20 protein-coding genes, 3 tRNA genes and 1 pseudogene are annotated in these 26,248 nt (G+C 72.1%); 15 read left to right on the forward strand and 9 right to left on the reverse strand.

What is annotated here, in order from left to right; translation table 11 throughout:
• Nucleotides 1-89 precede the first annotated feature (89 nt).
• On the reverse strand, nt 90-893 hold the full coding sequence (locus ABZ877_RS24785; RefSeq protein ID WP_361074788.1) for a hypothetical protein: 804 nt from the start codon (nt 891-893) through the stop codon (nt 90-92).
• Nucleotides 894-1,084: 191 nt separating this feature from the next.
• On the opposite strand from ABZ877_RS24785, the gene ABZ877_RS24790 reads away from it, so the two are divergent.
• Nucleotides 1,085-1,540: an ATP-binding protein gene (locus tag ABZ877_RS24790; RefSeq protein ID WP_361074790.1), complete on the forward strand. Its 456-nt coding sequence runs from the start codon at nt 1,085-1,087 to the stop codon at nt 1,538-1,540.
• A gap of 101 nt (nt 1,541-1,641) precedes the next feature.
• Here the strand turns inward: ABZ877_RS24790 and ABZ877_RS24795 are convergent, their stop codons facing one another.
• Nucleotides 1,642-3,114 carry an aminopeptidase P family protein gene (locus tag ABZ877_RS24795; protein ID WP_361074792.1) on the reverse strand — a complete coding sequence of 491 codons (1,473 nt, stop codon included), beginning with the start codon at nt 3,112-3,114 and terminating at the stop codon, nt 1,642-1,644.
• 143 nt (nt 3,115-3,257) lie between these two features.
• Nucleotides 3,258-4,766 (reverse strand): PP2C family protein-serine/threonine phosphatase, encoded by a 1,509-nt coding sequence (locus ABZ877_RS24800; RefSeq protein WP_361074794.1) that lies wholly within the window; start codon nt 4,764-4,766, stop codon nt 3,258-3,260.
• 510 nt (nt 4,767-5,276) lie between these two features.
• Between ABZ877_RS24800 and ABZ877_RS24805 the strand changes: the two genes are divergently transcribed.
• Together ABZ877_RS24805 and ABZ877_RS24810 are read left to right on the forward strand one after the other, a co-directional pair.
• A complete protein-coding gene (locus ABZ877_RS24805; protein ID WP_361074796.1) occupies nt 5,277-5,972 on the forward strand; it encodes a bifunctional DNA primase/polymerase in 696 nt (231 codons plus the stop codon).
• Between the two features lie 55 nt (nt 5,973-6,027).
• Nucleotides 6,028-6,708: a hypothetical protein gene (locus ABZ877_RS24810; protein WP_361074798.1), complete on the forward strand. Its 681-nt coding sequence runs from the start codon at nt 6,028-6,030 to the stop codon at nt 6,706-6,708.
• A gap of 218 nt (nt 6,709-6,926) precedes the next feature.
• Here ABZ877_RS24810 and ABZ877_RS24815 read toward each other — a convergent pair whose 3' ends face one another.
• The 3 genes from ABZ877_RS24815 to ABZ877_RS24825 form a co-directional block, all read right to left on the reverse strand.
• Nucleotides 6,927-7,889: a DUF5926 family protein gene (locus tag ABZ877_RS24815; protein ID WP_361074799.1), complete on the reverse strand. Its 963-nt coding sequence runs from the start codon at nt 7,887-7,889 to the stop codon at nt 6,927-6,929.
• Nucleotides 7,890-8,017: 128 nt separating this feature from the next.
• The gene (locus ABZ877_RS24820; protein ID WP_361074800.1) at nt 8,018-8,656 is read right to left on the reverse strand and encodes an ATP-binding protein; all 639 of its coding nucleotides are present in this window, start codon (nt 8,654-8,656) and stop codon (nt 8,018-8,020) included.
• Between the two features lie 73 nt (nt 8,657-8,729).
• On the reverse strand, nt 8,730-9,569 hold the full coding sequence (locus ABZ877_RS24825; RefSeq protein ID WP_361074801.1) for a glycerophosphodiester phosphodiesterase: 840 nt from the start codon (nt 9,567-9,569) through the stop codon (nt 8,730-8,732).
• A 323-nt stretch (nt 9,570-9,892) separates the two neighbouring features.
• On the opposite strand from ABZ877_RS24825, the gene ABZ877_RS24830 reads away from it, so the two are divergent.
• The 3 genes from ABZ877_RS24830 (at nt 9,893) to ABZ877_RS24840 (ending at nt 12,234) form a co-directional block, all read left to right on the forward strand.
• Nucleotides 9,893-11,305: a trypsin-like peptidase domain-containing protein gene (locus tag ABZ877_RS24830; RefSeq protein WP_361074803.1), complete on the forward strand. Its 1,413-nt coding sequence runs from the start codon at nt 9,893-9,895 to the stop codon at nt 11,303-11,305.
• A gap of 75 nt (nt 11,306-11,380) precedes the next feature.
• A tRNA-Ser gene (locus ABZ877_RS24835) sits at nt 11,381-11,465 on the forward strand.
• A 94-nt stretch (nt 11,466-11,559) separates the two neighbouring features.
• Nucleotides 11,560-12,234, forward strand: coding sequence for a histone deacetylase (locus ABZ877_RS24840; RefSeq protein ID WP_361074805.1), 675 nt, complete (start codon nt 11,560-11,562; stop codon nt 12,232-12,234).
• Between the two features lie 25 nt (nt 12,235-12,259).
• On the opposite strand, the gene ABZ877_RS24845 is transcribed toward ABZ877_RS24840, so the two are convergent.
• Nucleotides 12,260-13,153 carry a bifunctional DNA primase/polymerase gene (locus ABZ877_RS24845; RefSeq protein WP_361074807.1) on the reverse strand — a complete coding sequence of 298 codons (894 nt, stop codon included), beginning with the start codon at nt 13,151-13,153 and terminating at the stop codon, nt 12,260-12,262.
• 363 nt (nt 13,154-13,516) lie between these two features.
• On the opposite strand from ABZ877_RS24845, the gene ABZ877_RS24850 reads away from it, so the two are divergent.
• The 7 genes and pseudogenes from ABZ877_RS24850 (at nt 13,517) to ABZ877_RS24880 (ending at nt 20,585) form a co-directional block, all read left to right on the forward strand.
• Nucleotides 13,517-13,828, forward strand: a complete 312-nt coding sequence (locus ABZ877_RS24850; RefSeq protein ID WP_361074808.1) for a hypothetical protein — start codon at nt 13,517-13,519, stop codon at nt 13,826-13,828.
• Nucleotides 13,829-14,059: 231 nt separating this feature from the next.
• Nucleotides 14,060-15,013 carry a bifunctional MaoC family dehydratase N-terminal/OB-fold nucleic acid binding domain-containing protein gene (locus ABZ877_RS24855; RefSeq protein ID WP_361074810.1) on the forward strand — a complete coding sequence of 318 codons (954 nt, stop codon included), beginning with the start codon at nt 14,060-14,062 and terminating at the stop codon, nt 15,011-15,013.
• Between the two features lie 29 nt (nt 15,014-15,042).
• Nucleotides 15,043-15,336: pseudogene (locus ABZ877_RS24860) on the forward strand (acyl dehydratase); the annotation flags it as partial.
• 404 nt (nt 15,337-15,740) lie between these two features.
• On the forward strand, nt 15,741-16,907 hold the full coding sequence (locus tag ABZ877_RS24865) for a lipid-transfer protein (protein WP_361074812.1): 1,167 nt from the start codon (nt 15,741-15,743) through the stop codon (nt 16,905-16,907).
• 67 nt (nt 16,908-16,974) lie between these two features.
• A complete protein-coding gene (locus ABZ877_RS24870; RefSeq protein WP_361074814.1) occupies nt 16,975-17,826 on the forward strand; it encodes a DUF1906 domain-containing protein in 852 nt (283 codons plus the stop codon).
• Between the two features lie 358 nt (nt 17,827-18,184).
• Complete coding sequence (locus tag ABZ877_RS24875) at nt 18,185-18,811, forward strand: SigE family RNA polymerase sigma factor (protein ID WP_361074816.1); 627 nt, start codon at nt 18,185-18,187, stop codon at nt 18,809-18,811.
• 121 nt (nt 18,812-18,932) lie between these two features.
• Nucleotides 18,933-20,585 carry a long-chain fatty acid--CoA ligase gene (locus tag ABZ877_RS24880; RefSeq protein ID WP_361074818.1) on the forward strand — a complete coding sequence of 551 codons (1,653 nt, stop codon included), beginning with the start codon at nt 18,933-18,935 and terminating at the stop codon, nt 20,583-20,585.
• 70 nt (nt 20,586-20,655) lie between these two features.
• On the opposite strand, the gene ABZ877_RS24885 is transcribed toward ABZ877_RS24880, so the two are convergent.
• Together ABZ877_RS24885 and ABZ877_RS24890 are read right to left on the reverse strand one after the other, a co-directional pair.
• On the reverse strand, nt 20,656-24,747 hold the full coding sequence (locus ABZ877_RS24885) for a PAS domain-containing protein (protein WP_361074820.1): 4,092 nt from the start codon (nt 24,745-24,747) through the stop codon (nt 20,656-20,658).
• Between the two features lie 203 nt (nt 24,748-24,950).
• The gene (locus ABZ877_RS24890) at nt 24,951-25,625 is read right to left on the reverse strand and encodes an SSI family serine proteinase inhibitor (RefSeq protein WP_361074822.1); all 675 of its coding nucleotides are present in this window, start codon (nt 25,623-25,625) and stop codon (nt 24,951-24,953) included.
• 161 nt (nt 25,626-25,786) lie between these two features.
• On the opposite strand from ABZ877_RS24890, the gene ABZ877_RS24895 reads away from it, so the two are divergent.
• Both ABZ877_RS24895 and ABZ877_RS24900 read left to right on the forward strand, forming a co-directional pair.
• Nucleotides 25,787-25,877: transfer RNA gene (locus ABZ877_RS24895), tRNA-Ser, on the forward strand.
• A 224-nt stretch (nt 25,878-26,101) separates the two neighbouring features.
• A tRNA-Arg gene (locus ABZ877_RS24900) sits at nt 26,102-26,174 on the forward strand.
• Nucleotides 26,175-26,248 lie beyond the last annotated feature (74 nt).

A 26,248-nucleotide genomic window follows, 5' to 3' on the forward strand; every position in this document is an offset into this window, starting at 1 on the left:
GGTGAAAGGACGGGTACGCGCGCGTGCCGCACAGCACGCCTCACCCTCACGCGGGACCACACGGTCGCGCGGGGAGTCCGGCTGCTGTGTCAGGCAGCGAGAAGGAACGTGTCGCCGACGACCGGCGGCCCGCGCCGGATCACGGAGTGCTGAAGCGCCGCCGTCCGCAGCGCGGGCAGCGCGGGGAACCCGGCGTGCGGCACGCGCGGAAGCGCCCCGAGCGCGCCGAGGAGGCCCGCACGCAGCGCCCGTACGAGCGCGAGCGCACCCCGCAGGGAACGCACCAGCGCCCCTTCCGCGACCTGCTGCGCCGACACCTTGGAGAGCCGCACGATGCGGCTCAGGGCGAGGTCGCCGCGGCGCAGCAGCCAGCCGGCGCCCGCCGCGGCGAGCAGGTGCCCGATGAGCATCGGCAGGGACGGCAGCAGCGGCATGGAGGAGCTCGCCGCGACCGCCATGTCGTGATGCGTCCCGGCGACGGCGTCCGGCGTGACGCGTGCCTGGTCGAGGATGCGCTGTGCCTGCACCGGGCTGAGCGCCGACGCGCCCGCCCCGCACATCAGGTGCGCGGCCTGTTCCACCACGGAGGGCTGTCCGCCGCCCGTGCCCATCGGGCCGTGCTGGCCGAGTCCGAAGAGGCTGTGCAGGCCGATCTGTCCGAGCCCCAGCGTGACGGCGATGCCGGGCAGCGACCGCTCGCGGCCGGCCAGTGGGGCGGCCACGCAGAACGCCGCGAGGAAGCCGAGCGCCAGCGTCCACAGCGGAACCGTGGCGGTCGAGCCGAGGACGTGCCCCGCCGCGGACAGCACGACGCAGACCGCGGCGAACACCGCGGCCCTCAGCAGCCGGAGATCGGCCGCACTGCGCGTCCCGCGCGGGTGGGGGGCAGACATGGCGTGGTCATCATCCCACTGGCCTGACCCGTCCCATACGGCAGGTCCACAAGGTCGTGAATCTCCCTTATCGCGACGAGTGGCCCGCTCGCGTCGACCAAATGGGCGGAACCACGACACCTGCGCGATTGCGCGGGGCCGGGGCTGGCAATACGTATCGGTATGTCGAGCCGCGGCCAGGAGGCTGGAGCATGAGCATCTGGTGGTCCCTCCATCTGCGGCGTGAGGCCGCGAGCGTGCCGCTCGCCAGACGCCTTCTCGTCGGCACCATGGAGACCGCGGGCGTCGACCCGGAGGTCCTCTACGACCTGTCGGTCGCCCTCAGCGAGGCGTGTGCGAACGCGGTCGAGCACGGCGGCCCGCACGCCACCAGCGAGTCCTCGGGAGCCTATCGGGTCACCGCGTACCTGGACGGCGAGAAGTGCCGCATCGAGGTCGCCGACTCGGGCCCCGGCATCGCCCCGCTCAGAGGCCGCACGGCGCCGCGCCAGGCGCCCGACGACGCCGAGCACGGCCGGGGCCTCGGCCTCATCCACGCGCTCGCCGACCACGTCGACGTCGCCACCAAGCCCGGCAGACCCGGCACGGTGGTCAGCTTCGACAAGCTGCTCAAGTGGCGCAAGGACACCCCCCTCATGGCGGTGTGACGCCGCGCGGCCCGACTGACGCGCCACACAGGCCACTCATACGCCGAGAGGCGGAACCGTGTCACGGTTCCGCCTCCGAATGCGCCGCTATAGGCCGCGCATCAGCCCTTCAAACCCGCCATCCACGCCTCGACCTCGTCGGACCGGCGCGGCAGCCCGGCCGACAGGTTCCGGTTGCCGTCCTCGGTGACGAGGATGTCGTCCTCGATCCGGACGCCGATGCCGCGGTACTCCTCGGGCACGGTCAGGTCGTCGGCCTGGAAGTACAGACCCGGCTCCACGGTGAGGACCATGCCGGGCTCCAGCGTGCCGTCCACGTACGTCTCGGTCCGCGCGACCGCGCAGTCGTGGACGTCCATGCCGAGCATGTGCCCGGTGCCGTGCAGCGTCCAGCGGCGCTGGAGCCCCAGCTCCAGGACGCGCTCGACCGGACCCTCGACCAGACCCCACTCGACGAGCTTCTCGGCGAGCACGCGCTGCGAGGCGTCGTGGAAGTCGCGGTACTTGGCACCGGGCTTGACCGCTGCGATACCGGCCTCCTGGGCCTCGTACACGGCGTCGTAGATCTTGCGCTGGAGGTCGCTGTAGCGGCCGTTGATCGGCAGCGTGCGCGTGACGTCGGCGGTGTAGTACGTGTGCGTCTCCACACCGGCGTCGAGCAGCAGCAGGTCGCCGGAGCGGACCGGGCCGTCGTTGCGCACCCAGTGCAGCGTGCAGGCGTGCGGGCCCGCGGCGCAGATGGAGCCGTAGCCGATGTCGTTGCCCTCGACGCGGGCGCGCAGGAAGAACGTGCCCTCGATGTAGCGCTCGCTCGTCGCCTCGGCCTTGTCGAGGACCTTCACGACGTCCTCGAAGCCGCGCACGGTCGAGTCGACCGCCTTCTGCAGCTCGCCGATCTCGAACGCGTCCTTCACGAGGCGCGCCTCGGACAGGAACGTCTTCAGCTCCTCGTCGCGCTCGGCGGTGACCTTGTCGGTCAGGGCGGCCTCGATGCCGGCGTCGTAGCCGCGCACCACGCGCACGGGGCCGGTGGCCTCGCGCAGCGCGTCGGCGAGTTCGCGGACGTCGGCGGCGGGGATGCCGTAGAGCTTCTCGGCCTCGGTCAGGGAGTGGCGGCGGCCGACCCACAGCTCGCCCTGGCCGTCGAGCCAGAACTCGCCGTTCTCGCGGTTGGAGCGCGGAAGGAGGTAGATCGTCGCCTGGTGGCCGTCGGCGGTGGGCTCCAGGACGAGGACGCCGTCCTCCGTCTGGTTGCCGGTGAGGTACGCGTACTCGACGGAGGCGCGGAAGGCGTACTCCGTGTCGTTCGAGCGGGTCTTGAGGTTGCCCGCGGGCACCACGATGCGCTCGCCCGGGAAGCGGGCGGACAGGGCGGCGCGGCGCGCGGCCGTCTCGGCGGCCTGCGCGATCGGCCGCAGGTCGTGCAGCTCGGTGTCGGCCCAGCCGGACTTCATGTTCTCGGCGAGCTCGTCGGAGACACCGGGATAGAGGCCGTTCTTGCGCTGCTTGATGGGCTCGTCGCCCTCGGGGGCCTCCATGATCTCCGGGTTCTCCGGGGTGAGCTCCTCCGACACGGTTCCTCCTCGACGCGGGTCCGTTGATGACCGGGGTATGGCCTGTGGCTATGGCCTGATATGGCTGTGGACCCCCTCCATCGTACGAGCGTACGGAAGGGGGTCCAGGGCCGGATGGCCTCTTACTGGATGTGCGGGAGCGGCTACGCGAAACGGGCCGCGAGCAGCACCACGTCCTCATCGCTGTCGGCCATGTCGAGGCCGTCGGGGAGCATCGTGCGCAGCACATGGTCGGCGATCGCGCCGGGGTCCTCGCGGAGCGCCTTGGGGACGCCCGCGGCGGCCGCGTGCAGCCGGGCGAAGGCGCGGTCCATGGGGTCGCCGGTGCGGTGCAGGAGGCCGTCCGTGTAGAGCAGCACCGTCTCGCCCGGGTCCGGCTCGATCTCCAGGCTCGGCGCCTCCCAGCAGGCGAGCATGCCGAGCGGCGCGGACAGCGTCGTCTCCGCGAACTCGGTGCGGCGCTCCCCGATCAGCAGGGGCGGGCAGTGTCCGGCGCCCGCGAGGAGGAGCTTGCGCTGCGCGGGCTCGCAGTAGGCGAACAGGGCGGTCGCGCTGCGCGCCGGCTCAGTGAGCCGCAACAGAAGCTCGAGGTCGGACAGGACCGCGACCGGGTCCTCCCCCTCCATCACCGCGTACGCCCGCAAGGAGGCGCGCAGGCGCCCCATCGCGGCGACCGCGCTCGCGCCGGAGCCCGTGACCGAACCGACGGCGAGGCCGAGCGCCCCCTCGGGCAGCGGCAGTGCGTCGTACCAGTCGCCGCCGCCGCGCGGCCCGGTGCGGTGCCGCACGGCGAGCTGGACGCCTGCGACGCGGGGCAGCCGCGCGGGCAGCAGTTCGTCACTGAGCGTGCGCGACCACGCGCGCGTGCGCTCCGTTTCGAGCAGGCGGGCCAGGTGCTCGGTCGCGTAGCGCGCGTACAGGCCGATGAGGTGGCGCCGGCGCTCGGAGGGCGCGGCGGGCTCGTCGTAGAACCAGGCGGCGGCGCCGAGCCGGCCCGCCGCGTCGGTGGCCAGGGGCAGCGCGTAGCTGGCGGCGTGGCCGAGGCGCGCGGAGACCTCGCGCAGGCGGGGGTCGAGGCCGTCCTCGGCGAGGAGGTCGGCCCGCGCCTCGGCCTGGTTGCTGAACCCGTCGAGGATGCGCCCGTACGAGGTCGCGGCGCGCGGCACTGTCTCCAGATGGCCGAGGTCGGGGCGGGAGAGGCCGAGGCCGACGGTGGTGGCGGGGCCGAGTCCGTCGCCCGGCTCCAGGACGACGAGACCGCGCCGGGCGCCCACCAGGACGGCTCCGGCGCGCAGGAGTTCGTCGAGTGCCTCGTCGAGTGCGCCGGTGCGCGCCAGCCGCTCCGTGAGTTCGTGCAGCGTCGTGAGGTCGGAGACCCAGCCGGCGAGCCGGTCCTGGATCACGGCCCCCGGGGCGGGGGGTGCGGCAGCGGCGGATGCGACCGCGGGTGCGGGCGCGACAGTGTGGGCGGGAGGGGGAACCTGTCCAGGAGAGGAATCGATTCCGGCCACTTTCGGAAGACGTGGGGTCGTCATGGCTTCCGGCTTTCTGACCGGCGCATATTGCTCAATAGCATCGCAAACCCCCATGTTGTTCTGCGCCGCCGGCAATGTCTCCACATCTACACGCACCGGAGAGGGGATGTCCAGCATTGTCCTGCGGGGATTCCCGGTGTCTCTGGTGCTCAAGGGATTTCTGGGGTAAAGAGATCGCGGTTCTCCCTCATGATCAATTCACGATAGAGATCGTTCCAAGTTGGCCAGAAACCGACTCGGTGAACAGTGCACTGAGGTCGACTGGCATCGTTCGACGGAGCGTCATAGCGGTCATGGTGGGTACGTACTCGGTGAAGACCAGGGGCAGTTGGGATCCACCCGGAACCTGGTACCGGACCCGGGCGTCATAGCCATCGACGACCGAGCCCCATCCTCCCGTGGGGGAGGCGCCGAAAAGTACGCGGGATGGCAAAACGCCAGGCGCCGCCACCCCACGCCAGGCTTATGAATGACCCAGTAGGCGCTCGGACCATAGGGGTGCCCACCCCGGGCCGGCAGCCCAGGCTGAGGTCAAGCGCTCCAGCACGTACGCACGGTGACTGTTCGACACATGGTGTGATGTGGCCCACAGCGTTCTCTTCGGTCAACGGAAAGGAACGAGCGCTCATGCGCGAGATCCCCGGAAGGCGACGCAGGATCCTGTCCAGGCGGGACAGCGGGAAGTCTGACCTGACCAGCGCGGCCCTCACGTACGCGACGGCCTGGCGGTGGCCGGTTCTGCCCGGCATAGCTCTCGCGGCGGCGGGACGCCGCGACGGCGTCCGCTGCGCATGCCCCGACCCTGACTGCACGGTGCCCGGCGCCCACCCCTTCGATCCGGGGCTGCTCGCAGCGACGACCGACGAGCGCATGGTGCGCTGGTGGTGGGCCAACCGGCCCGACGCCCCGGTCATCCTCGCCACCGGTGCCTCGTCCGGGGCGTCCGAGGGGCGCGCGCCCTGCGCCGTGAGCCTCCCCGCTGTCGCGGGCGCCCGCGCGCTGGCGGCGCTCGACCGCGCCGACGTACGACTCGGCCCGGTGATCGCCACCCCGGAGCGGATCGCGATCCTCGTCGCGCCCTACTCCCTGGCACAACTCGGCGAACTCCTCTACGCGCAGGACTTCGTGCCCGGCTCCCTGCGCTTCCACGGCGAGGGCGGCTACCTGGCCCTGCCGCCGTCCGGCACGGGCGCGGGCCAGGTCCGCTGGGAGCGCGCGCCGCTGCCCGGCTCGGCGGCGCCCTGGACCCCCGACGTGGAGGCCGTCGTCGACGCGGTCGTGGAGGCTCTCACTCGTACGGGTGTGAGCGCGCCCGAGTTGTAGCGCAGTCGGGGTGCTGCGGACCGCTGTGACGGGTGTGCGCCGCTATGTTCGGCGCATGCCTGCCGCGCCCCCGCCCCCAGAGACTTCCGAGGCTCCCCCTGGGCGCGCGCAGGAGAAACCCGCGTCCCGCCTCCGGCTGTTCGGGCTCGTGGCCGGAGTGGTGCTCATCGCGGCGCTGCCCCTGGCGGGCGCCTCCGCGGGCCCCACGGACGGTGAGCCGGAGCGGCCGCCCGTGCCGAAGGCGGAGTCGGCGCCGGACGGTGCGGCGGACAAGGTGGACGACAAGGCGGGCACCGGGCCGAGCGCCGCCCCGGCGGACGACCGCGGCGGCGACGAGTCCGGCGCCGGGTCCGAGCGCCCGGCCTCCTCCCTGCTGACCGGGCTCGGTCTGGCCACCGCCGCGCAATGCGGCCCGCAGCTCACCTCGCCCGAAGGCATCGAGGCCCAGACCTGCGTGCTGCGCCAGGCGAAGGAGACCTGGGCGCGCACCTACTACCGCAACACGACGGGCGAGAGCCTCAGCGTCACCCTGACCCTGATGGCGCCCGACGGACGCACGGTGCGGATCACCTGCGTGGTGGGCGCCGAGGACGAGCCGGGGATGTGCGAGACGCCCCGCTGGCAGACCCGGGCCGAGCCCGCCCGGTACGCAGCCGTGGCGGAGTACGCGGCCGACGGCGAGGGCCCGCTGCTGCTCCGCTCCGGGACCAACTCGGCGCCCGCGTACGGACGTTGAGGCCCCCGGCCGGGCGCGGGCATGAAAGCGCCCGGTTGCTGGCGACGGGGGATGCACCAGCAACCGGGCTACTTGAACGGTAACAAGAGATCCGCGGTTTACAAATTCGATCTCTTCTATTCGGACATGGATTTACCTGCAACTACCGGGAGTTGTGACCGGAGTCACCCGCTCCGGTGCGGCCCGTTCCGTGGTTCCGCACCGGGCGTTCCCAGGCGTCAGCTCAGCGTCACCTGGCGGTTGGTGAGGCCCCCGCGCGCGCGGCGCTCGTCCGCGGTCAGCGGCGCGTCCGTGGCCAGCGCGGCGGCGAGCCGCTCGGCGAACTCGGCGGCCGGCTTCTCGACATCCTCCGCCTTCACCTCGCTCGGCAGGTCCCACACCGGGACCGTCAGGCCGTGCGCCCGGAACGAACCGACCAGACGCGTGCCCTCGCCGAGCGAGGACATGCCGGCCGCGTGCAGCCGCGCGAGCGCGTCGAGGAGCTTCTCCTCCGGGTGCGGCATGACCCAGCGCAGGTGGTTCTTGTCCGGCGTCTCGCACCAGTACGCGCTGTCCACGCCGGTGAGCTTGACGGTCGGGATCGCCGCGGCGTTGGCCCGCTCCAGGGAGGCGGCGACCTCACCCGAGGCGTTCTCCGAGTCCGGCACCCAGAACTCGAAGCCCGAGTGCACGACCGGCTCGAAAGCGCCGTCCGGGTCGATCAGATCCTGAAGGCGCGGGCCGTCGGCGGGCGCGCGGCGCGCGTGCACCGGGTTGCCCGGCTCGGTGGTCAGCGCGCGCTGCAACGTGTCCGCCAGGTCGCGGCTGATGTCGCCCGACGGCGTGTCGTTCTGCAGGCCGAGCAGGACCGAACCGTCGTCACGGCGCAGCGCGGGCCACGCCATGGGCAGCACGGTCGCGAGCGTCACCGACGGGACGCCCTCCGGCAACTCGTCCTTGAGGGGCAGCTCGACCGTCGCCGCGGGCACCAGCTCGCGCAGCGCGACCCAGTCACCCTCGCCCGGCAGACCCTCGAAGGGGCGCTGCACCAGCTCGGTCACCGCGTGGGCGGCCTCCCGGCCGTGGCAGGCCTTGTAGCGGCGTCCGCTGCCGCAGGGGCAGGGTTCGCGGGCACCGACGACCGGGATCTCTCCACTGGTGACTTGCGGCTTGCCCTTGGTCTGCGGGCGCTTCTTGGCCATCTTGGACGTCTCCCGGATACGGCTTTCCTACGTACGGGCGCGAGCCTAGCCGCTCGTACCGACACCGGGTGTCGCGCTCCGGTCGCCCGGCGCGGGGCCGTGACCCCCGTAGGGCCCGACGGCGGCGCTCAGCCCAACTCCTCCAGGGCGTCCGCGAAATCCAGGCCCACCAGCTCCGCGGCGGGCGGCGCGGCGATACGGGCGGCGAAGTCGTCGCGGCGGTGCGACGACGCGGCCGCGTGCACGTCCTTGTGGACGACCACCCAGACGGTGACCTCACCCCGCGCGTCGTCGCGCACGCCCCAGTCGTCGGCGAGCGCCGTGATGATGTTGAGTCCGCGGCCACCGCGCGCGGTCACCGACGGAGTGGCCGGAACCGGACGGGTCGGGCCGCCGCCGTCCGTCACCTCGATCGTGAGCCTGCCGCGGTCGTCCACCTCCCAGGCGACGCGCACGTCCCCGTCGCCCGCCATGGCGTCACCCAGCGGCCTGCCGTGCCGGCAGGCATTGCTGAGCAGCTCCGAAAGGATCAGAACCGCATCGTCGACGATCGACTCCGGCACCCCGCCGCAACGGAGCTGATCACGCACCCGGTGTCGTGCTTCCCCCACGCCCGCAGGGCCATGGGGTACGGCCATGCTCGACGACGCGGGCACCTCCTGTGCCACCACCAACGCCACCCCCGAGACCTCCTTTGCCCCACGCCACGGTGTGGATGCCCCAATGGACTGGACCGGAAACCGGCCAAACGGTCCCCTGTGGCGCACTCGAAACGATCGAACACGTAGCGAACGCGCCGGAGCACTCCCTGTGACGAAGCGGCGGGAAGGTGGCCGGAAATCATCCCCGGCCGAGGTGGTCCAGGACGGCCGCGGGCCGGTTGGTGATGATCGCGTCCACCCCGAGGCGGACACAGAGGTCGACATCCTCGGGCTCGTTCACCGTCCACACGTGCACCTGGTGCCCCGCGCGCGTGAGCTTCTCGATGTACGCGGGATGACTGCGCACGATCCGGATGCCGGGGCCCGCGATCCGCACGCCCCGGGGCAGGCGCCCCTCGCGGTGGCGGGGCGAGACGAACTGCATCAGATAGACCGTCGGCAGGGTCGGCGATGCCTCCTGGACGCGCAACAGGGAGCGGGCCGAAAAACTCATCACGCGCACCTGCGAGGGCTCGTCCGGCGGCGGCGCGTCCAGGCCGAACCGCTTGAGCAGGAGCAGCAGCCGCTCCTCGACCTGCCCGGCCCACCTGGTGGGGTGCTTGGTCTCGATGGCCAGCTCGACGCGGCGTCCGGCGTCCACGACCAGTTCGAGCAGCCGCTCCAGGGTCAGTACGGAGGTGTCGGCCGTGTTTCCCGCCCAGTCGGGACTCTCCTCCAGTGGCCGGCTGCCCTTGAGGCCCTTCAGATCCCTCAGGTCCTTCCAGGAGCCGAAGTCGAGGGTGGCCAGGTCCGCGAGTTCCAGGGCCGAGACGGCCCCGCGACCGTTCGACGTACGGTTGACGCGACGGTCGTGGACACAGACGAGATGGCCGTCCGCCGTGAGCCGTACGTCGCACTCGAGGGCGTCGGCGCCGTCCTCGATCGCCTTCTTGTACGCGGCCAGCGTGTGCTCGGGGGCGTCCTGCGAGGCACCGCGGTGGGCGACGACCTGGATGTGTTGCTGTCGTGCGTGGGTCACCGCGTCATGGTGCCACCGCGCGCGTGGGCGGCGAGAAAGTTCGGCCCAGCGGATGCGTCCGTTTCGCCCGGCATAAAGGATGGCAGCGGACGCACAGGAACGCCTTATGGTGCCCTGACGGCCGGTGGGAAAAGCTGACCGCGTACAACTGCACAACTGGCCATACAACTGGTTCGTGACAGGACCATGCCGGTAATACGAGTGACAGTGGCTGCCCGAGTGCCGCTGTGAAGACCGTACGAGGTCGAGCGGAGCGGCGCTCAAGGACGAACGCCACCCGTTCCGGACCGGCGACGACAGCCGTGGATCGAGGAGAGAAAGCTGTGAGCACCGAGAACGAGGGCACTGCGGTCCCCCCGGCCCCGTCCGCACCTCCCGTGCCGGTGGACGCTCCCGCTGCTCCCGCCGCACAGACCCCGCCCGCGCCTGGGCACACTGCGCCCGCGGATCATGGGGCGGTCGGCACCGAGGGCGGCCCGGGTCCCTCGGCGGGGCCCGCGCCCGCCGGTGAGTGGCCCCCTCCGCCTCCGGCGGTCCCGTCGTACGCGGGCGGTGGCGGCGGCAACCACACCTGGGGCGCCTCCTACCAGCCGCCGCAGCCCAAGCCGGGCGGCCGGCGCGGCGGACTGCTCGCGGGGGTCATCGCGGCGGCCCTGATCGCGGGCGCGGTGGGAGGTGGCGTCGGCTACTGGGCGGCGGAGCGCGACGACAACGCGGGCACCGGCTCGACGACCGTCTCGGCCTCCAACCCGGCCGACCTCAAGCGCGACCCCGGCACCGTCGCGAACGTGGCGGCCAGGGCGCTGCCCAGCACGGTCACCATCGAGGCCGAGGGCAACAACGGCGAGGGCGGCACCGGCACGGGCTTCGTCTACGACAAGCAGGGCCACATCCTCACCAACAACCACGTGGTGGCGGAGGCCGTCGACGGCGGCAAGCTGTCGGCCACGTTCTCCAACGGCAAGAAGTACGACGCCGAGGTCATCGGCAACGCGCAGGGCTACGACGTCGCCGTCATCAAGCTGAAGAACGCGCCGAACGACCTCAAGCCCCTCACGCTCGGCGACTCCGACAAGGTGGCCGTCGGCGACTCGACCATCGCGATCGGCGCGCCCTTCGGCCTGTCGAACACGGTGACCACGGGCATCGTCTCGGCGAAGGACCGCCCGGTGGCCTCCAGCGACGGCTCGGGCAGCAGCAAGGCGTCCTACATGAGCGCCCTGCAGACCGACGCGTCGATCAACCCGGGCAACTCCGGCGGCCCGCTCCTCGACGGCAACGGCAACGTGATCGGCATCAACTCGGCCATCCAGTCCGCCTCCAGCGGCGGCCTGGGCGGCGGCTCGGGCCAGGCCGGTTCGATCGGCCTCGGCTTCGCCATCCCGATCAACCAGGCCAAGATGGTCGCTACGCAGCTCATCAAGACCGGTCAGCCGGTCTACCCGGTGATCGGCGCCTCGGTCTCCCTGGAGGAGGGCACCGGCGGCGCGAAGATCACCGAGCAGGGCGCGAGCGGCTCGGCGGCGGTCACGGCGAACGGCCCGGCGGACAAGGCGGGCCTGAAGCCCGGCGACGTCATCACCAAGCTGGACGACTCCGTGATCGATTCCGGCCCGACCCTGATCGGCCAGATCTGGACGCACAAGCCGGGCGACACCGTGAAGCTCACGTACACGCGTGACGGCCACGAGCGCACCACGAACGTGACGTTGGGCGAACGCAAGGGCGACAGCTGACCGCCCCCGTTCCCGGACCCGCTACCCTGGTCCCCGCGCCACCACGTCGCCGCTCGACGGCTTCCTGGGGCGCGGGGTGGGTTGCCCGAGCGGCCTAAGGGAACGGTCTTGAAAACCGTCGTGGCGCGAGTCACCGTGGGTTCAAATCCCACACCCACCGCGCACGTCGAGGCCCCTGACCAGCACCATCGGTCAGGGGCCTTCGTCATGCGCCGTGCGGCGCGGGCCGGACGCGGCAGGAGTGGGCGCGCAACGTGAGGGACGTCCCGCGGATCATCGACCCCGCCCTGCCGGGCGACAGCAGCCCTGAGCGGGTCTGGTACGCCTCGTACGGTTCGAACATGCACCTCGACCGGCTCGCCGCGTACATCCAGGGCGGCCGTCCGGCGGGGGCTGCGCGGACGTATCCCGGTTGTCGGGACACCGCGATGCCCGCCCATACGCTGCCGGTCGAACTGGCGGGAGGGCTGTACTTCGCGACCGAGTCCCCGGTGTGGGGAGGGGGACGCGCGTTCTACGACCCTGGGATGACGGGGCGGGTGCTCGCCAGGGCGCACCTGGTGACGGCGCGGCAGTTCGCCGACATTGCCGCCCAGGAGATGTACCGGGAGCCGGGCGCCGACCTCGATCTGGGCGAGGCGGTGACCACCGGCCGCGCGGTCGTCGGCCCGGGGCGGTACGAGACGCTGGTCTGCGCGGGCCGGATCGGCGGGGCGCCTGTGCTGACCTTCACCGCTCCGTGGAGTGGGGACGACGTTCCGTGGGTGGCGCCGTCCAGCGGCTATCTCCGTTTTCTGGCGACCGGGCTCCTTGCCGCGCACACGTGGACCGTCGCGGAGATCGCGGCCTACCTTGCGGCCTGTCCGGGTGCGGCAGGGCACTGGTCGCGGGAGCGCGTGACCGCCCTTCTGCGCGGCGAAACGGCCTGAGGGGCGGGCGAACGCTCGACAGGTACTACCTGTTCGCTGTCAGGCGTGCTGCCGAGGCGATCGTCGAGCGGGCCTCCCGTTCCGTCAGACCCGTGCGGATCGCGGCGTCCACCAGGGACTCGGTGAGGGTGCCGCCGAGGCCGCTCTCGTAGGCGCGGCAGGCGGCCCAGAACAGGCGCGTGTTGCGCTGCCCTTCGTGAGCGCCGAGGACGAACTGGACGAGGCCCAGGCCGTGCTGGCCCGGCCGGCCGGGGTCGGGGTGGTGCGGGCGCGGCGGGGGCGCGAGCAGCCGGAGGAGCGCCGGTGGGCAGGGCGCGGGCGACAGATGGGCGGTGCCGGGCACTGTCGCGTAGACGCCGTGTTCGGTACGGGAGCCGGGCCCGACCAGGTAACCGCCGGCACCGCGGATGTCGATGCCCGGGGCGAGACGGCCCGCGGAGTTGGGCACCACGACGTGAGGCGGCCCGGACAGCCACAGGTGCCGGCCACCGCTCGGCGTGGCCACGACGACCGTGTCGGGGATCGTGAAGAGGTGCCGTAAAGCCAGCTCACGCAGGGAGGCGGAGGAGTTCGTACCGGCCTTGGTGTCCAGGTCGACACCGATCAGGTGGTGCGGGGGGAGGCCGCAGGCGATGCCGTACCCGGTCGCCCTGGGCGCGGCGGCGAACAGTGCCCGGATGCGGTTCGGATCGGTCGTCGCGTCGTACACCCCATGGCCCGCCAGGCCGCACTCACCATGGCAGCGCGGCGCCGTCGGAGGGTCGTAGCGGTGGGGTGAGGGCAGCGCCGGGAGCTTGGTGCGGGAGAGCGGGAAGACGGCGAACCCGCGCGTGGCGGCGGACAGGGCGTGCGCGAGAGCCAGGGTCGCCGGGGACGCGGTCGGAACGTGTGGCGGGGAGTGCCGGTCGGTGGGGGCCATGACCCTATTTTCGTACGAGTGTTCGAAGGAGGGAAGGGGGGTGGGCCGGGCGAGGGCTGATTTATCAAAAATGTGCCGAAACGCTTCCTCGCTTGGGAGCGCTGGGTGTTGATCGCTTGGCGAGGCGTGGGGGCGAGGAAATGGCGCTATGTAGGACAGAAGCAGGTTTATCGATATGTCCTCACGCTTGCGAGGGAAAAGCGATGAACGGGGTGGTTCGGTGGAGATCCGGTGGGCAACTCTGGTCTCGCGACGTCGTGCAGATCACCGGGGCGGTCGGCCAACTGCCCTGAGGCTTCCCGTACTTACCGGGCGCCGGATATCCGTCCGGGCCCCGGAGTACCGCCCTTCTGGAGGAAAAACATGGCTTCCATCCGTACTGCTCGCGTGTTCGCCACCACCGCCGCCCTGCCCCTCGCCGCGGTCCTGTTCTCCGGGGTGGCGACGGCCGACAACGGCTCGTTCGCGGACAACGGATCGAACGCGGGGGTGGCGACGGTCAGTGGCAGCGGGGTCGGCCACAACAACAACGGCAACTCGTCCACCACACAGCAGCAGGCCGTCGGTACCGGCGCCTCCAACCAGAACAACACCGCGCAGGTCACTGGATCCGCGTTCACGGCCATCGAACAGAACAACGCGCACTACGTGGTGAACTTCTCCCAGCTCTGGTGAGCTGACGGTCCCTGACGGCAGGGGCCTTCCTCGGGGTGCGTGACAGTCTGCGCGGCGGTGCTTCGGCGCCGCCGCGCAGGTGTGTGGTCGTTCTCCCTTGACACTTGTACACGAGCTGACGGACAGTCAGGAACTCGCGTCGACGGCGTTGAAGTTCGTGGGAACCGAATCGGCGGCTGCGGTGTACCAGATATGTCAGCGGGTGGGCAGGCGGGGAAGGCGGTGAGCGGCATGGCGGCGGAGGCAGAGGCGCAGGGGGAGACGCTGTCCTACGAGGGGCTGCGGGCGTTCGAGGGGTTGGCCGCCGCAACGGCCGGCGAGGGCAGGGACCCGGTGAACGCGCCGATGATCCGGCACTGGTGCGAGGCCATGGGCGACACCAATCCCGCGTACGAGGGGCCGGACGCCATAGCGCCGCCGACGATGCTGCAGGTGTGGACGATGGCGGGCCTGTCCGGGTACGCGGGGCGGACGGGAGCCTACGACGATCTGCTCGCCCTCCTCGACGGCGCCGGGTACACCTCGGTGGTCGCCACCGACTGCGAGCAGGAGTACGTACGTCCGCTGCGGCCCGGCGACTCGATCACTTTCGACGCGGTGATCGAGTCGGTGTCACCGCTGAAGAAGACGAAGCTCGGGGAAGGGCACTTCGTCACGACACGGATGGACGTCCGGGCAGGAGGAGAACTCGCCGGGACACATCGCTTTCGGATCCTGAAGTACGCGCCGCGGCGACGCGGCGCGGACCCACCTGCGCCCAGGGCCCCGGAAAGGTCGAGAAGCGCGCGCCCTCGCCCCGTCGTGAACCGGGACAACGCCGGGTTCTGGGACGGCGTGGCCGCCCACCGTCTCCTCATCCAGCGCTGCGGCGACTGCGGCACACTGCGCTTCCCCTGGCTGCCGGGGTGCAACGCGTGCGGCGGCCAGGAGTGGGACACGGTCCAGGCGAGCGGCGAGGGCACGGTCTTCAGCTACGTCGTCATGCATCACCCGCCCTTCCCCGCTTTCGATCCGCCGTACGCGGTGGGCCTGATCGAGCTTGCCGAAGGCGTACGCATCGTCAGCAACGTCACCGGGGTGCCCCCCGAGAAGGTGCGCATCGGTATGCCGGTGCGGCTCGAGTTCCTGCGCGTGGACGAGGAGTACGAGCTGCCCGTGTTCCGGGCGGAAGGGGAGCGCGTATGAGCGGGGCCGGGGTGCTGAGCGAGGCACTGATGAGGGCGGGTGCGGAGTTGCCGCCGCTGGAGATCCCGATCACCCGGACGTTGATCGTGGCCGGGGCGATCGCGTCCCGCGACTTCCAGGACGTGCACCACGACGCCGAGCTGGCCCGCGAGAAGGGCTCGCCCGACATCTTCATGAACATCCTCACGACCAACGGGCTGGTGGGCCGCTACATCACGGACCACTTCGGGCCCGCGGCAGTACTGAGAAAGGTGGCGATACGGCTCGGGGTGCCCAATTACCCCGGGGACACGATGGTGCTGACCGGGACTGTCACGGAGGTCATAGGAGCGGGGGCGGAGAGCAGGGGGGACACGCCCGCAACCATGTCCCGGACCGGGACCGGGACCGGGACCAGGACCAGGACCGGTACCGGTACCGAGCCCGGTGCCGAGCCCGAGCCCGAGCCCGGTGCCGAGCCCGAGCCCGAGCCCGAGACCGGGCCCGAGCCCGAGCCCGAGCCCGAGCCCGAGACCGGGCCCGAGCCCGAGACCGGGCCCGAGCCCGAGACCGCGGCGCCGATTCCACCCACAACAACCGGACCCGGACCCGGATCCGAGCCCGCACCCACATCCACGGTCCACATACAGGTCACCGGCAGGAACCGCCTCGGTACCCACGTCACCGGCCACGTGACCCTCACCGTGCCCGCCCTGCCTACCCCACCCCGCCCCGAGGAGAGCCTGCCATGAGCGTGCGCGGCAAGGATCGGCTGGGCGGGAAGGCGGCCGTCGTGGGGATAGGGGCCACCGAGTTCTCTAAGGACTCCGGGCGCAGTGAGCTGAAGCTCGCCGTGGAAGCGGTGCACGCGGCGCTCGACGACGCGGGCCTCTCCCCCGCCGATGTGGACGGCCTGGTGACCTTCACCATGGACACCAACCCGGAGATCACCGTGGCGCAGGCGACGGGGATGGGGGAGCTGTCCTTCTTCTCGCGTGTGCACTACGGCGGCGGCGCGGCGTGCGCCACCGTGCAGCAGGCAGCGCTGGCGGTCGCCGCCGGTGTGGCCGACGTGGTGGTTTGTTATCGGGCGTTCAATGAGCGGTCGGGCAGACGGTTCGGCTCGGGCGTGCAGCACCGGGAACCGTCGGCGGAGGGCGCGGCGCTCGGGTGGAACCTGCCGTTCGGGCTGCTGACCCCGGCGTCCTGGGTGGCGATGGCGGCGCAGAGATATCTGCACGCGTTCGGTCTGACCCCGGAGGTGTTCGGCCACGTCGCGGTGGTGGACCGCAAGTACGCGGCGACGAACCCGGCCGCGTACTTCTACGGCAGGCCGATCACTCTCGCCGATCATGCGGCGTCACGGTGGATCGTCGAGCCGTTGAGGTTGCTCGATTGTTGCCAGGAGACGGATGGGGGGCAGGCGATCGTCGTCACCAGTGTCGAGCGAGCCCGTGATCTGCCGCGGGCGCCCGTGGTGATCGCCGCCGCGGCGCAGGGGGCGGGCCGGGCGCAGGAGCAGATGACCAGTTTCTACCGGGACGATCTGACGGGGCTGCCCGAGATGGGCGTGGTGGCGCGGCAACTGTGGCGGACGGCAGGGATGGGGCCCGGTGACGTGGACGTGGGGATCCTGTACGACCACTTCACGCCGTTCGTGCTGATGCAACTGGAGGAGTTCGGGTTCTGCGCACCTGGTGAGGCGGCCGGGTTCGTGGCGGAGGAACGGTTGCCGATGAACACGCACGGTGGCCAGCTCGGGGAGGCCTATCTGCATGGGATGAACGGCATAGCGGAGGGGGCGCGGCAGATGCGGGGTACCGCCGTGAACCAGATATCGGGCGCGGCCACGGCTCTGGTCACCGCGGGCACCGGCGTCCCCACATCGGGTCTGATTCTGCGGGCGGACGGCTGAACGGGTCGCGTGTCCCCGGGACGCGTGTGGGGACGGCCCCTTCACTCGGTCCATGGATCGGCAAAAGATGATCATTGGACTTGTGGGACTCGTCCTGGGCCTCGGCGCGCTGCCGACGACAGCGGCGGCGGACGGAACGCCGACAGCCGCCACCACGCACGGAGCACCGGCAGCCACCACGCCCAAAGCATGGGGCCCCGAAGTGCGTACCCTCACCGGCTGGGCGTTCGACGTGTGCCGGACGCCGTCGCTGGACACCATGGGGCGCTGGCGGGCCTCCGACTATCGCGCGGTCGGCGTCTACTTCGGGGGCCGGGGACGAGCGTGCCGGAGCCAGCCGGAGTTGACCCGGAACTGGATGCGGCGGGTGGACACCATGGGGTGGGGGGTGCTGCCGGTGTACGTGGGGTCGCAGTCGCCCTGCGTCGTGGCACAGCACAAGAAGGGGGTGCGGATCGGGAAGTACCCGTGGCGGCAGGGGGCGCAGGAGGGGAGGGACGCGGTGCGCAGCGCGGCGGCGGTCGCCATCGCGCGGTACAGCCCGCTCTATCTGGACATGGAGACCTACAACTACCGGAACCGGTCGTGCGCGCATACGACGCTGTCGTTCGTGCGGGCCTGGAACAGGGAGGTGCGACGGTACGGCTACGTACCGGGGTTCTACAGCAGCGCCGACTCGGGCGTGCGGCACATGGAGCTCGCGCGGCGGGCGGGGGTGCGGGATCTGCCGGCGGTGATGTGGTTCGCCCGCTGGCACCGGAAGCCCCATCTGTACCAGGAGCCCTCGCTGGACAGGTACGCCTGGCATCCGCAGCGCAGGATCCACCAGTACGCGGGGAACGTGAAGGAGCGGCACGGCGGCCGCACCATGGTGATCGACCGGAACCTGGTGAGCGCCCCGGTGGCGCGGATCGGGTGAGCGGGAGGTGACCGTGCCGGTCGTCCCGTGGGAGAGCCCCGGGGAGGGGTTCCGTGGGCGAGTCCGTGGACACATCCCGTGGCGGGCCCCCGTGGGCGCACGCCCCTGGCGCGGTTCTCAGTCCTGAGACCTCGTGCGGTTCTCAGGACTGAGCCCGCTCGGTACTCAGGGCCGAGCCCTGGAGCGGTTCTCAAGGCCAAGCCCCCGCGCGGTTCTCAGGGCTGAACCCCCAGGGGACCTCACCCCGTCCTCCACCTTCAGGAGGTGGGGACACCACCCCTCGTACAACCTGAGGCGGACGCGGCTTCGGGACCTCCGGCCGATCCGCGGGAGTGGGGCCCGCTCATAGCGTGGAGCCATGACCGCAACCCTGGCGCCTGTCTGCACCAGCGCATCGAAGTCGGCGACGCGAACCCCGGCGGGGACGCGCGCCGCGCAGCCGGCGCACGGCGCGCACGCCGCGCCCGCCGCCCACCCCGGGCAGTCGGCGTACCCGTCCTTCGCCTCGTACGTACGGGCGCGCCAGCCCGTGCTGTTGCGTACGGCCCGGTCGCTGACCGCGAACCCGAGCGACGCCGAGGACCTGTTGCAGACGGCGCTGGCGAAGACGTATGTGGCCTGGGAACGGATCGAGGACCACCGGGCGCTCGACGGGTATGTGCGCAGGGCGCTGCTGAACACGCGTACCTCGCAGTGGCGCAAGCGCAAGGTCGACGAGTTCGTCTGCGATGAGCTGCCGGAGCCCGCGACCCCGGTGGCCGCGGACCCGGCCGAGCAGCAGGCGTTGCACGACGCGATGTGGCGCGCCGTCACGAGGCTGCCGGCCCGGCAGCGGGCGATGGTCGTCCTGCGGTACTACGAGGATCTGAGTGAGGCGCAGACGGCGGAGGTGCTCGGGGTCTCCATCGGCACCGTCAAGAGCGCGGTGTCGCGGGCGCTCGGCAAGCTCCGCGAAGACCCTGAGCTGCGGCCCGTGCACAGTTGAGCGCGGTGCGGGAGCGACGGGTGCGCTGATCGATCATTCCCGGGACTAGTGACATACCGCCTGGTATGCAGTGAGAATCGGCGGAACCCTACTGCTCCGTAGCGCCCACCGGGAGGACGCCGTGCTGAGCACGATGCAGGACGTACCGCTGACCGTCACTCGTCTCCTCACCCACGGGGTGCGTGTGCACGGCGCCTCGCGGATCACCACATGGACGGGCGAGGGCGAGCCGCACCGCCGTACGTTCGCCGAGGTGGGAGCCCGCGTGGCCCAGCTCGCGCACGCGCTCAAGGACGACCTCGGGGTGCGTGACGACGATCGTGTCGCGACCCTCATGTGGAACAACGCCGAGCACGTCGAGGCCTACTTCGCCGTCCCCGCGATGGGTGCCGTCCTGCACACGCTGAACCTGCGGCTGCCCGCGCAGCAGTTGTCGTGGATCGTGAACCACGCGGCCGACCGCGTGATCATCGTCAACGGTTCCCTGCTGCCGCTGCTGGCGCCGCTGCTGCCCGGCCTGACGACGGTCGAGCACGTCGTCGTCTCCGGCCCCGGCGACCGCTCGGTCCTGGAGGGCGCCGGTGCGCAGGTCCACGAGTACGAGGAGCTGATCGCGGGGAAGCCGGACACGTACGACTGGCCCGAGCTGGACGAACGGCGGGCCGCCGCCATGTGCTACACCTCCGGCACCACGGGGGACCCGAAGGGCGTCGTCTACTCGCACCGTTCGATCTACCTGCACTCCATGCAGGTGAACATGGCCCAGTCGATGGGCCTGACCGACTCCGACACCTCGCTCGTCGTCGTCCCGCAGTTTCACGTGAACGCGTGGGGGCTGCCGCACGCCACCTTCATGACCGGCGTGAACATGTTGATGCCGGACCGCTTCCTGCAGCCCGGGCCGCTCGCCGAGATGATCGAGGCCGAGCGCCCCACGCACGCCGCCGCCGTCCCCACCATCTGGCAGGGCCTGCTCGCCGAGCTGACGGCCAAGCCGCGTGACGTCTCCACGCTCACTCAGGTCACCATCGGCGGCTCCGCCTGTCCGCCGTCCCTGATGAAGGCGTTCGACGACCTCGGCATGCGCGTCTGTCACGCCTGGGGCATGACGGAGACGTCGCCGCTCGGCACGGTGTCGCGGCCCCCGGCCGGGGTGGAGCCCGGCAGCGAGGAGGAGTTCGCGTACCGGCTCACGCAGGGCCGCTTCCCGGCCGGTGTCGAGGCGCGGCTGAGCGGCCCCGGCGGCGAGATCCTGCCCTGGGACGGCAAGTCCGCGGGTGAGCTGGAGGTCCGGGGCAACTGGATCGCGGGCGCGTACTACGGCGGTGTGGACGGGGAGCCGCAGCGGCCCGCCGACAAGTTCAGCGAGGACGGCTGGTTGAAGACCGGCGACGTCGGCACCATCAGCCCCGACGGCTACCTCACCCTCACCGACCGCGCGAAGGACGTCATCAAGTCCGGCGGCGAGTGGATCTCCAGCGTCGAACTGGAGAATGCGCTGATGTCGCACCCGGATGTCGCCGAGGCCGCCGTCGTCGCCGTCCCGGACGACAAATGGGGCGAGCGGCCTCTCGCCACTGTCGTGCTGAAGGAAGGGGCGAGCGCCGACTTCGAGACGCTCCGCGCGTTCCTCGCCGAGAAGGTCGCCAAGTGGCAGTTGCCCGAGCGCTGGACCATCATCCCGGCGGTTCCGAAGACCAGCGTCGGCAAGTTCGACAAGAAGGTCCTGCGCAAGCAGTACGCCGACGGGGAGCTGGCCGTCACCCAGCTCTGAGCAACCGCTGTTTCTCAGCGCGCTGTTTCACGTGAAACGAGGGCCGCCCGCAACGGGCGGCCCTCAGTCGTCAGTTGGTGCCGATCCGCGCCAGCAGATCCACGATCCGGCTCTGCACCTCGCTGCTCGTCGAGCGCTCCGCCAGGAACAGCACCGTCTCCCCCGCCGCGAGCCGCGGCAGATCGGCGTGGTCGACGGCGGCCGTGTAGACGACGAGGGGCGTGCGGTTGAGCTGCCCGTTCGCCCGCAGCCAGTCGATGATGCCCGCGCGCCGACGCCGTACCTGGAGCAGATCCATGACCACCAGGTTCGGCCGCATCTGGCCCGCCAGCGTGACCGCGTCCGCGTCGCTCGACGCCCGCGCCACCTGCATCCCGCGCCGCTCCAGCGTGGCGGTCAGCGCCAGCGCGATCTCCTCGTGCTCTTCGATGAGCAGGACTCGTGGCGGGTGCTGCTCGCTGTCGCGTGGCGCCAGCGCCTTGAGCAGCACGGCGGGATCGGCCCCGTACGCGGCCTCGCGCGTCGCCTGACCGAGGCCCGCGGTCACCAGGACCGGTACCTCGGCCGCGACGGCGGCCTGGCGCAAGGACTGCAGCGCGGTGCGCGTGATCGGCCCGGTCAGCGGGTCCACGAACAGCGCGGCCGGGAACGCGGCGATCTGCGCGTCGACCTCCTCGCGCGAGTGCACGGTCACCGGACGGTAGCCGCGTTCGCTGAGCGCCTGCTGCGTCGTCACGTCCGGCGCGGGCCACACGAGGAGCCGGCGCGGGTTGTCGAGCGGTTCCGGGGGCAGCTCGTCGTCCATGGGCTGCGGCTGCGGCCTCGTGGTGACCTCGACGGCACCGCCCGGGCCGTCCAGCGGCTCGGGCCCCTCGTCGGCGTCCTGGGCGGGCGCGCCGATCGCGTAGGAGCGGCCCAGGCCCTCGGAGGCGTTCGGCGGAAGCAGAGGCGGTTGCGGCTGCGGATGCGGTCGCGCGGTCGCACCTCGCGCCGGGGGCGGCGTCGCCCCGCGCGGCTGCGACGGCGGCTGCCCGATGCCACGCGGCGGGGTCTGACCCGGCGTCTTCGGCTCGGCGGCGTCGCTCTGCTCCGGACCGGTCGACAGCTTGCGGCGCCGACCCGAACCGCCACCCTGCGACGGCTGACCGCCCAGCGACTGCCCCTCCTGCGGCACACCCTGTGGCACGCCTTGTGGCGGTGTGGCGCCGGGACGGGCGGGCGGCTGCGCCGGGGCGCTCCCCTGCGGGTGTCGCGGCTGGTCAGCGGCGCGCCGACCGAACGGCACCCCCTGTCCGAGCGTGCGCACGCTGAAGGCGCGGCCCTGCGTCGAGTTGGTGTCACCGGCCGGCTGCTGTGGAGCCTCGGCGGGCAACGGCTGGGCGGCACGCGCCCGCGCCGCGTTCTCCGGGGGCGGCCCGGACGGGGCGGGCGTCCCCTGCGCGGGCGTGCTCTGCGCCGGATGCGGCTGCGGCGGCGTGTGGTCCTCCACCGGCAGCCCCGCGGCGGCGGCGTGCTGCATGGCCTCGTCCACCGTCGCGGGAGGCTGCGCGCCGCCCGCCTGCGCCGGACCGGGAAGGGGCGCACCGCGCCGCCGCCCGACCCCTGGCTGAACGACATCGACAGCGTCGGCCGCGTCGGCCTGACTCGTTTGTACGTCGACGGGGGCGCCCCCGGGACCGGGAGCGAGCCGGGCAGCGGTGGGTGCCACGTCGAACGGAACGGGCCCGGGAGCTGCCGCCTCCGGCGCCCGGTCGGCCTGCGCGGGCGGCAGCGCGAACACCTCACGGGGCGCCGCGGCCTCCTCCGGGGCAGTCACGGCCTGCGCGGCACCGAGCGCGCGCCGCGCCCGCCGCCCCGAGGGCTGCCCGGTTCCGGCACCGGCCCCCGTGCCCGCCAGTTCGAGTTCGCCGTGGTTCGGCCCCGACTCCCGCGCGCCACCGGACGGGAGCGCGGGCAGCGCCGCCTGCTCCTGGTCACCCGCGCGCCGGGCACGTCGGCCGGTGGGCGCGGGCACGCCCTGCGGCGGCACCGTCTGGCCCAGGGCCGGGGAGCCCGCCGCGTGTTCGGCCGCCGTCAGCACGGCACCCTCCGCCGCCGTACCGGGCTCGACGGCACGCGCACGGCGCCGCCCAGTACCGCCACCGGGACCCTCGGGGCCCGCCACGGCCGCCGGAGTCTCGGGCTGCTCGACACCCTCCGCCGCGCCGACCGGTTCGGCGGCGCGCCGCCCGCGCCGACGGCCCGTCCCACCGGAAGGACCGCTCTCCGCCTGCGCTTCCCTGCCGTCCAGGAACGAGTCGACCGAGGGCCCGGCGGCACGCCTGGCCCGGCGCCGCCCGCCGCCCGTGGCCGCCGTGGCCTGCTCGGGAAGGTTCGGGGCCGACTGCGAGTACGGCTCGCCCACGGGTTCGGCGTACGGCTCGGCCGGAGCCTGGACGACCCCGGCGCCACTGCCGATCGGCACCTCAAGCACGTACGCGCTGCCGCCCATGCCGGGCATCTCGTGCGTCTGGAGCACACCGCCGTGCGCCCGGACGATGCCCCGCACGATCGGCTCGTGCACCGGGTCGCCGCCCGCGTAGGGGCCGCGTACCTCGATGCGTACGGTCTCGCCGCGCTGTGCCGCGGCCACGACGACGGTCGAGTCGACGTACCCGGCGCCCGCGGGCACCCGCGCGTTGCCCGTGGCGTCGATCCCGGCGACGTCGGCGATCAGGTGCGCGAGCGCGGTGGCGAGCCGGCCCGCGTCGACCTCGGCCTCGATCGGCGGCGCGTGCACGGCGAACTGGACGCGCCCGGGCCCGATCAGCTCCACGGCCCCGTCGACACCCGCGGCGACGACGGCGTCCAGCATCACCGGCGTACGGACGAGCTGCTCGCCGCCCGCGTCGAGGAGCTGGTAGGCCAGCACGTTGTCGACGAGCGTCGTGATGCGGGAGTAGCCGGCGGCCAGGTGGTGCAGGACCTGATTGGCCTCGGGCCACAACTGTCCGGCGTCGTCCGCGGCGAGCTGGCCCAGCTCGCCGCGCAGCTCGTCGAGCGGCCCGCGCAGCGACTGGCCGAGGACGGCGAGCAGCTGGGAGTGGCGGGCGGCCAGCTCCTCGTACCGGTCCTTCTCCCGCTCGGCGAACGCGGCGCCGCGCTCCCGCTCGGCGGACAGCTCCTCGGCGTGCTGCTCGCGCGCGGCGGCCAGCTCGGCCTGCAGCTCCTCGCGGGTCGCGGTGAGTTCGGCGCCCAGCTCCTCGCGGACCCGGGCCAGCTCGGCGGCGCGCTCCTCGCGCTCCTGCTCGGCGGCCTCGTCGCGCCGGGCGAGCTCCTCGGTGTGCTCGACGACCAGCTTCTCGTACGGGCGTCGGTCGGTGAAGGTCATGACGGCGCCGACCAGTTGGTCACCGTCGCGCACGGGCGCCGTCGTCATGTCGACGGGCACCTTCTCGCCCTTCTTGTTCCAAAGGACCTGACCGCGGACGCGGTGCTTGCGCCCGGAGCGCAGGGTGTCGGCGAGCGGCGACTCGTTGTACGGGAACGGCTCGCCGTCGGGGCGCGAGTGCAGCACGAGCGGGTGCAGCTCCTGGCCGCCGAGATCGCTGGCGCGGAAGCCGAGGATCTGCGCGGCGGCCGGGTTGACGAGGACGATCCGCCCGTCCGTGTCGGTGCCGACGACGCCCTCGGCGGCGGCGCGCAGGATCATCTCGGTCTGCCGCTGCGACCGGGCGAGTTCCGCCTCGGTGTCGAGCGTCCCCGACAGATCGCGGACGACGAGCATCAGCAGCTCGGATCCGCTGTACGAGGTGCCGCCCGTGCTGTACGGGTCGACGGCGTCCCGGGCGCCGTCGGCCACGTTCGCGCTGGTCACCTCGACGGGGAACTCGGTGCCGTCGGTCCGCCGGGCGATCATCCGCGTCGGCTTCGTCCGCCCGCGCTCGTCGGTGACGGTGCCGGGCCTGCGCATCGAGCCCGGGATCAGCCGGGAGTCGAACTCCGGCAGCAGATCGAGCAGTCCGCGACCGACGAGGGCCGTGCCCGGTGCCTCGAAGGCCTCCAGGGCGATGGCGTTGGCGTTGACCACCGTCCCGTTGGTGTTGACCAGCACCAACGCGTCGGGGAGTGCATCGAGTATGGCTGCGAGGCGAGCAGCGCCTCGGGATGGCCTGCTGCTCACGACGACGCTTCCTCCCTGATTCACCGCGACTTGCCGACCGTGCGGGCCATCTTGCCTCGCGGCCCGCAACGTGTCACGGGAGGGAGTCTACGGGCACCGGTTGCCGTCGCGGCGCCGGATGAGAGGGAGCCCACGCGGAGGAGTGGAGGTTGTGCGAACCCCGTGCACGCCGGGTCGGCATGGTGTGACCGCCTGACCCAGGGTCACGAGGCGGTCGCGGGCAGCACCGGGATCATCCGGTTCCACCGGGAGATCTCGCAGCCGTTGGTCAGCTTGTACGTGGCGTCGACGGGCCGGCCGTGCCAGGTCCCGGTGATGTGCGCGGTGGCGTCGCCGCCGTACTGCATCGTGCAGTTCGCCCCCTTCGGCACCGGCGCGAACGGGTCCTGTCCGTCGCGCGTGATCTCCTCCAGCCGGTCGCAGGCGGCGGCCGGGTCGGGGTGCGTGCCGCCGTCGGGGCCGCACCGCAGTTCGTGCGCGCCGTCGCTGTTGGTGCCGGAGTCGGTGACGGAGACGGTGAGGCGGTCCGCGCCCCGGCCGCCGTGGCCGTCGACGGGCCGGAGCCCGCCGCCGAAGCCCCCGAACCCGTCGAGCCCGTCGAGTCCGTCGAACCCGCCGAACGCGTCCGGGTCCCCGGGCCCGTCGAGCGAGCCGAACGGGGACGGCGGCACCCGGGTCGGCCCGGTGTCGGCGTGCGCGGCGACCGGCACGGCGGCGAGGGCCGCGACCGAGGCGACGGCGGTCAGGAGGAGACGGGGGGCGAGGCGCGAGGCGCGAGGGGTGGGAGCGGGAAGGGCGGAGGCTCGGGAGGCGGAGCGGGAGGCGGGCTGGCTGGCGGGTCGGCTGGCGAACCGGGAGGAGAAACGTCGCATCAACATGCCGTGCCTAACGCGTGCACCCACGACGACGTTGCGCCCCGCGCCAGGGCTTTGCTCTCCGGCCTGCCCGCCTAGTACCGTGGGGGGCGATTGGTGACGCGGCGCTTAGCTGTGTCATCATCTGCACGCACCGATTCGCGCAAGCGCGGAGCGGTTGTGCTGGAGGCGTCGCCTAGTCCGGTCTATGGCGCCGCACTGCTAATGCGGTTTGGGACTTAAATCCCATCGAGGGTTCAAATCCCTCCGCCTCCGCCCCAAGATCGAAGCCCCGGTCCACACGGACCGGGGCTTCGGCGTTTCCTGGCCGTCCACGACCCGGCCCCCCCGGGCCCCGCTCTCGGTCGGCGCCACGTTTCCGCAGGTCACAAGGGGTGTGGCCAACGGATTTCACATGGCGGCGGCAGTCATGTAATGTTCTTCCTGTCGCCGGGAACGAGCCGAAAGGCAAGGGGCCGGAGACAAAAACTGAAAAACAAGCACTCGTAGCTTAACGGATAGAGCATCTGACTACGGATCAGAAGGTTGCAGGTTCGAATCCTGCCGAGTGCACACAGATGAGAGGCCCCGGAGAGATCCGGGGCCTCTTGCGTTTCAGGGGCGTACAGCAGCGAAGTACAGCAACC

The sequence above is a fragment of the Streptomyces sp. NPDC046939 genome (assembly GCF_040644575.1).
In the GTDB taxonomy this organism is placed as follows: Bacteria; Actinomycetota; Actinomycetes; order Streptomycetales; family Streptomycetaceae; genus Streptomyces.

What these genes read in the sequence shown, in the direction of transcription:
- ABZ877_RS24790 (WP_361074790.1), top strand. Translation starts at nt 1,085, where the DNA reads ATGAGCATCTGGTGGTCCCTCCATCTGCGGCGTGAGGCCGCGAGCGTG.
- ABZ877_RS24890 (WP_361074822.1), bottom strand. Translation starts at nt 25,625, where the DNA reads ATGTTGATGCGACGTTTCTCCTCCCGGTTCGCCAGCCGACCCGCCAGC.
- ABZ877_RS24850 (WP_361074808.1), top strand. Translation starts at nt 13,517, where the DNA reads ATGGCTTCCATCCGTACTGCTCGCGTGTTCGCCACCACCGCCGCCCTG.
- ABZ877_RS24785 (WP_361074788.1), bottom strand. Translation starts at nt 893, where the DNA reads ATGTCTGCCCCCCACCCGCGCGGGACGCGCAGTGCGGCCGATCTCCGG.
- ABZ877_RS24870 (WP_361074814.1), top strand. Translation starts at nt 16,975, where the DNA reads ATGATCATTGGACTTGTGGGACTCGTCCTGGGCCTCGGCGCGCTGCCG.
- ABZ877_RS24815 (WP_361074799.1), bottom strand. Translation starts at nt 7,889, where the DNA reads ATGGCCAAGAAGCGCCCGCAGACCAAGGGCAAGCCGCAAGTCACCAGT.
- ABZ877_RS24855 (WP_361074810.1), top strand. Translation starts at nt 14,060, where the DNA reads ATGGCGGCGGAGGCAGAGGCGCAGGGGGAGACGCTGTCCTACGAGGGG.
- ABZ877_RS24800 (WP_361074794.1), bottom strand. Translation starts at nt 4,766, where the DNA reads ATGCTGGACATCCCCTCTCCGGTGCGTGTAGATGTGGAGACATTGCCG.
- ABZ877_RS24845 (WP_361074807.1), bottom strand. Translation starts at nt 13,153, where the DNA reads ATGGCCCCCACCGACCGGCACTCCCCGCCACACGTTCCGACCGCGTCC.
- ABZ877_RS24875 (WP_361074816.1), top strand. Translation starts at nt 18,185, where the DNA reads ATGACCGCAACCCTGGCGCCTGTCTGCACCAGCGCATCGAAGTCGGCG.
- ABZ877_RS24805 (WP_361074796.1), top strand. Translation starts at nt 5,277, where the DNA reads ATGCGCGAGATCCCCGGAAGGCGACGCAGGATCCTGTCCAGGCGGGAC.
- ABZ877_RS24810 (WP_361074798.1), top strand. Translation starts at nt 6,028, where the DNA reads ATGCCTGCCGCGCCCCCGCCCCCAGAGACTTCCGAGGCTCCCCCTGGG.
- ABZ877_RS24865 (WP_361074812.1), top strand. Translation starts at nt 15,741, where the DNA reads ATGAGCGTGCGCGGCAAGGATCGGCTGGGCGGGAAGGCGGCCGTCGTG.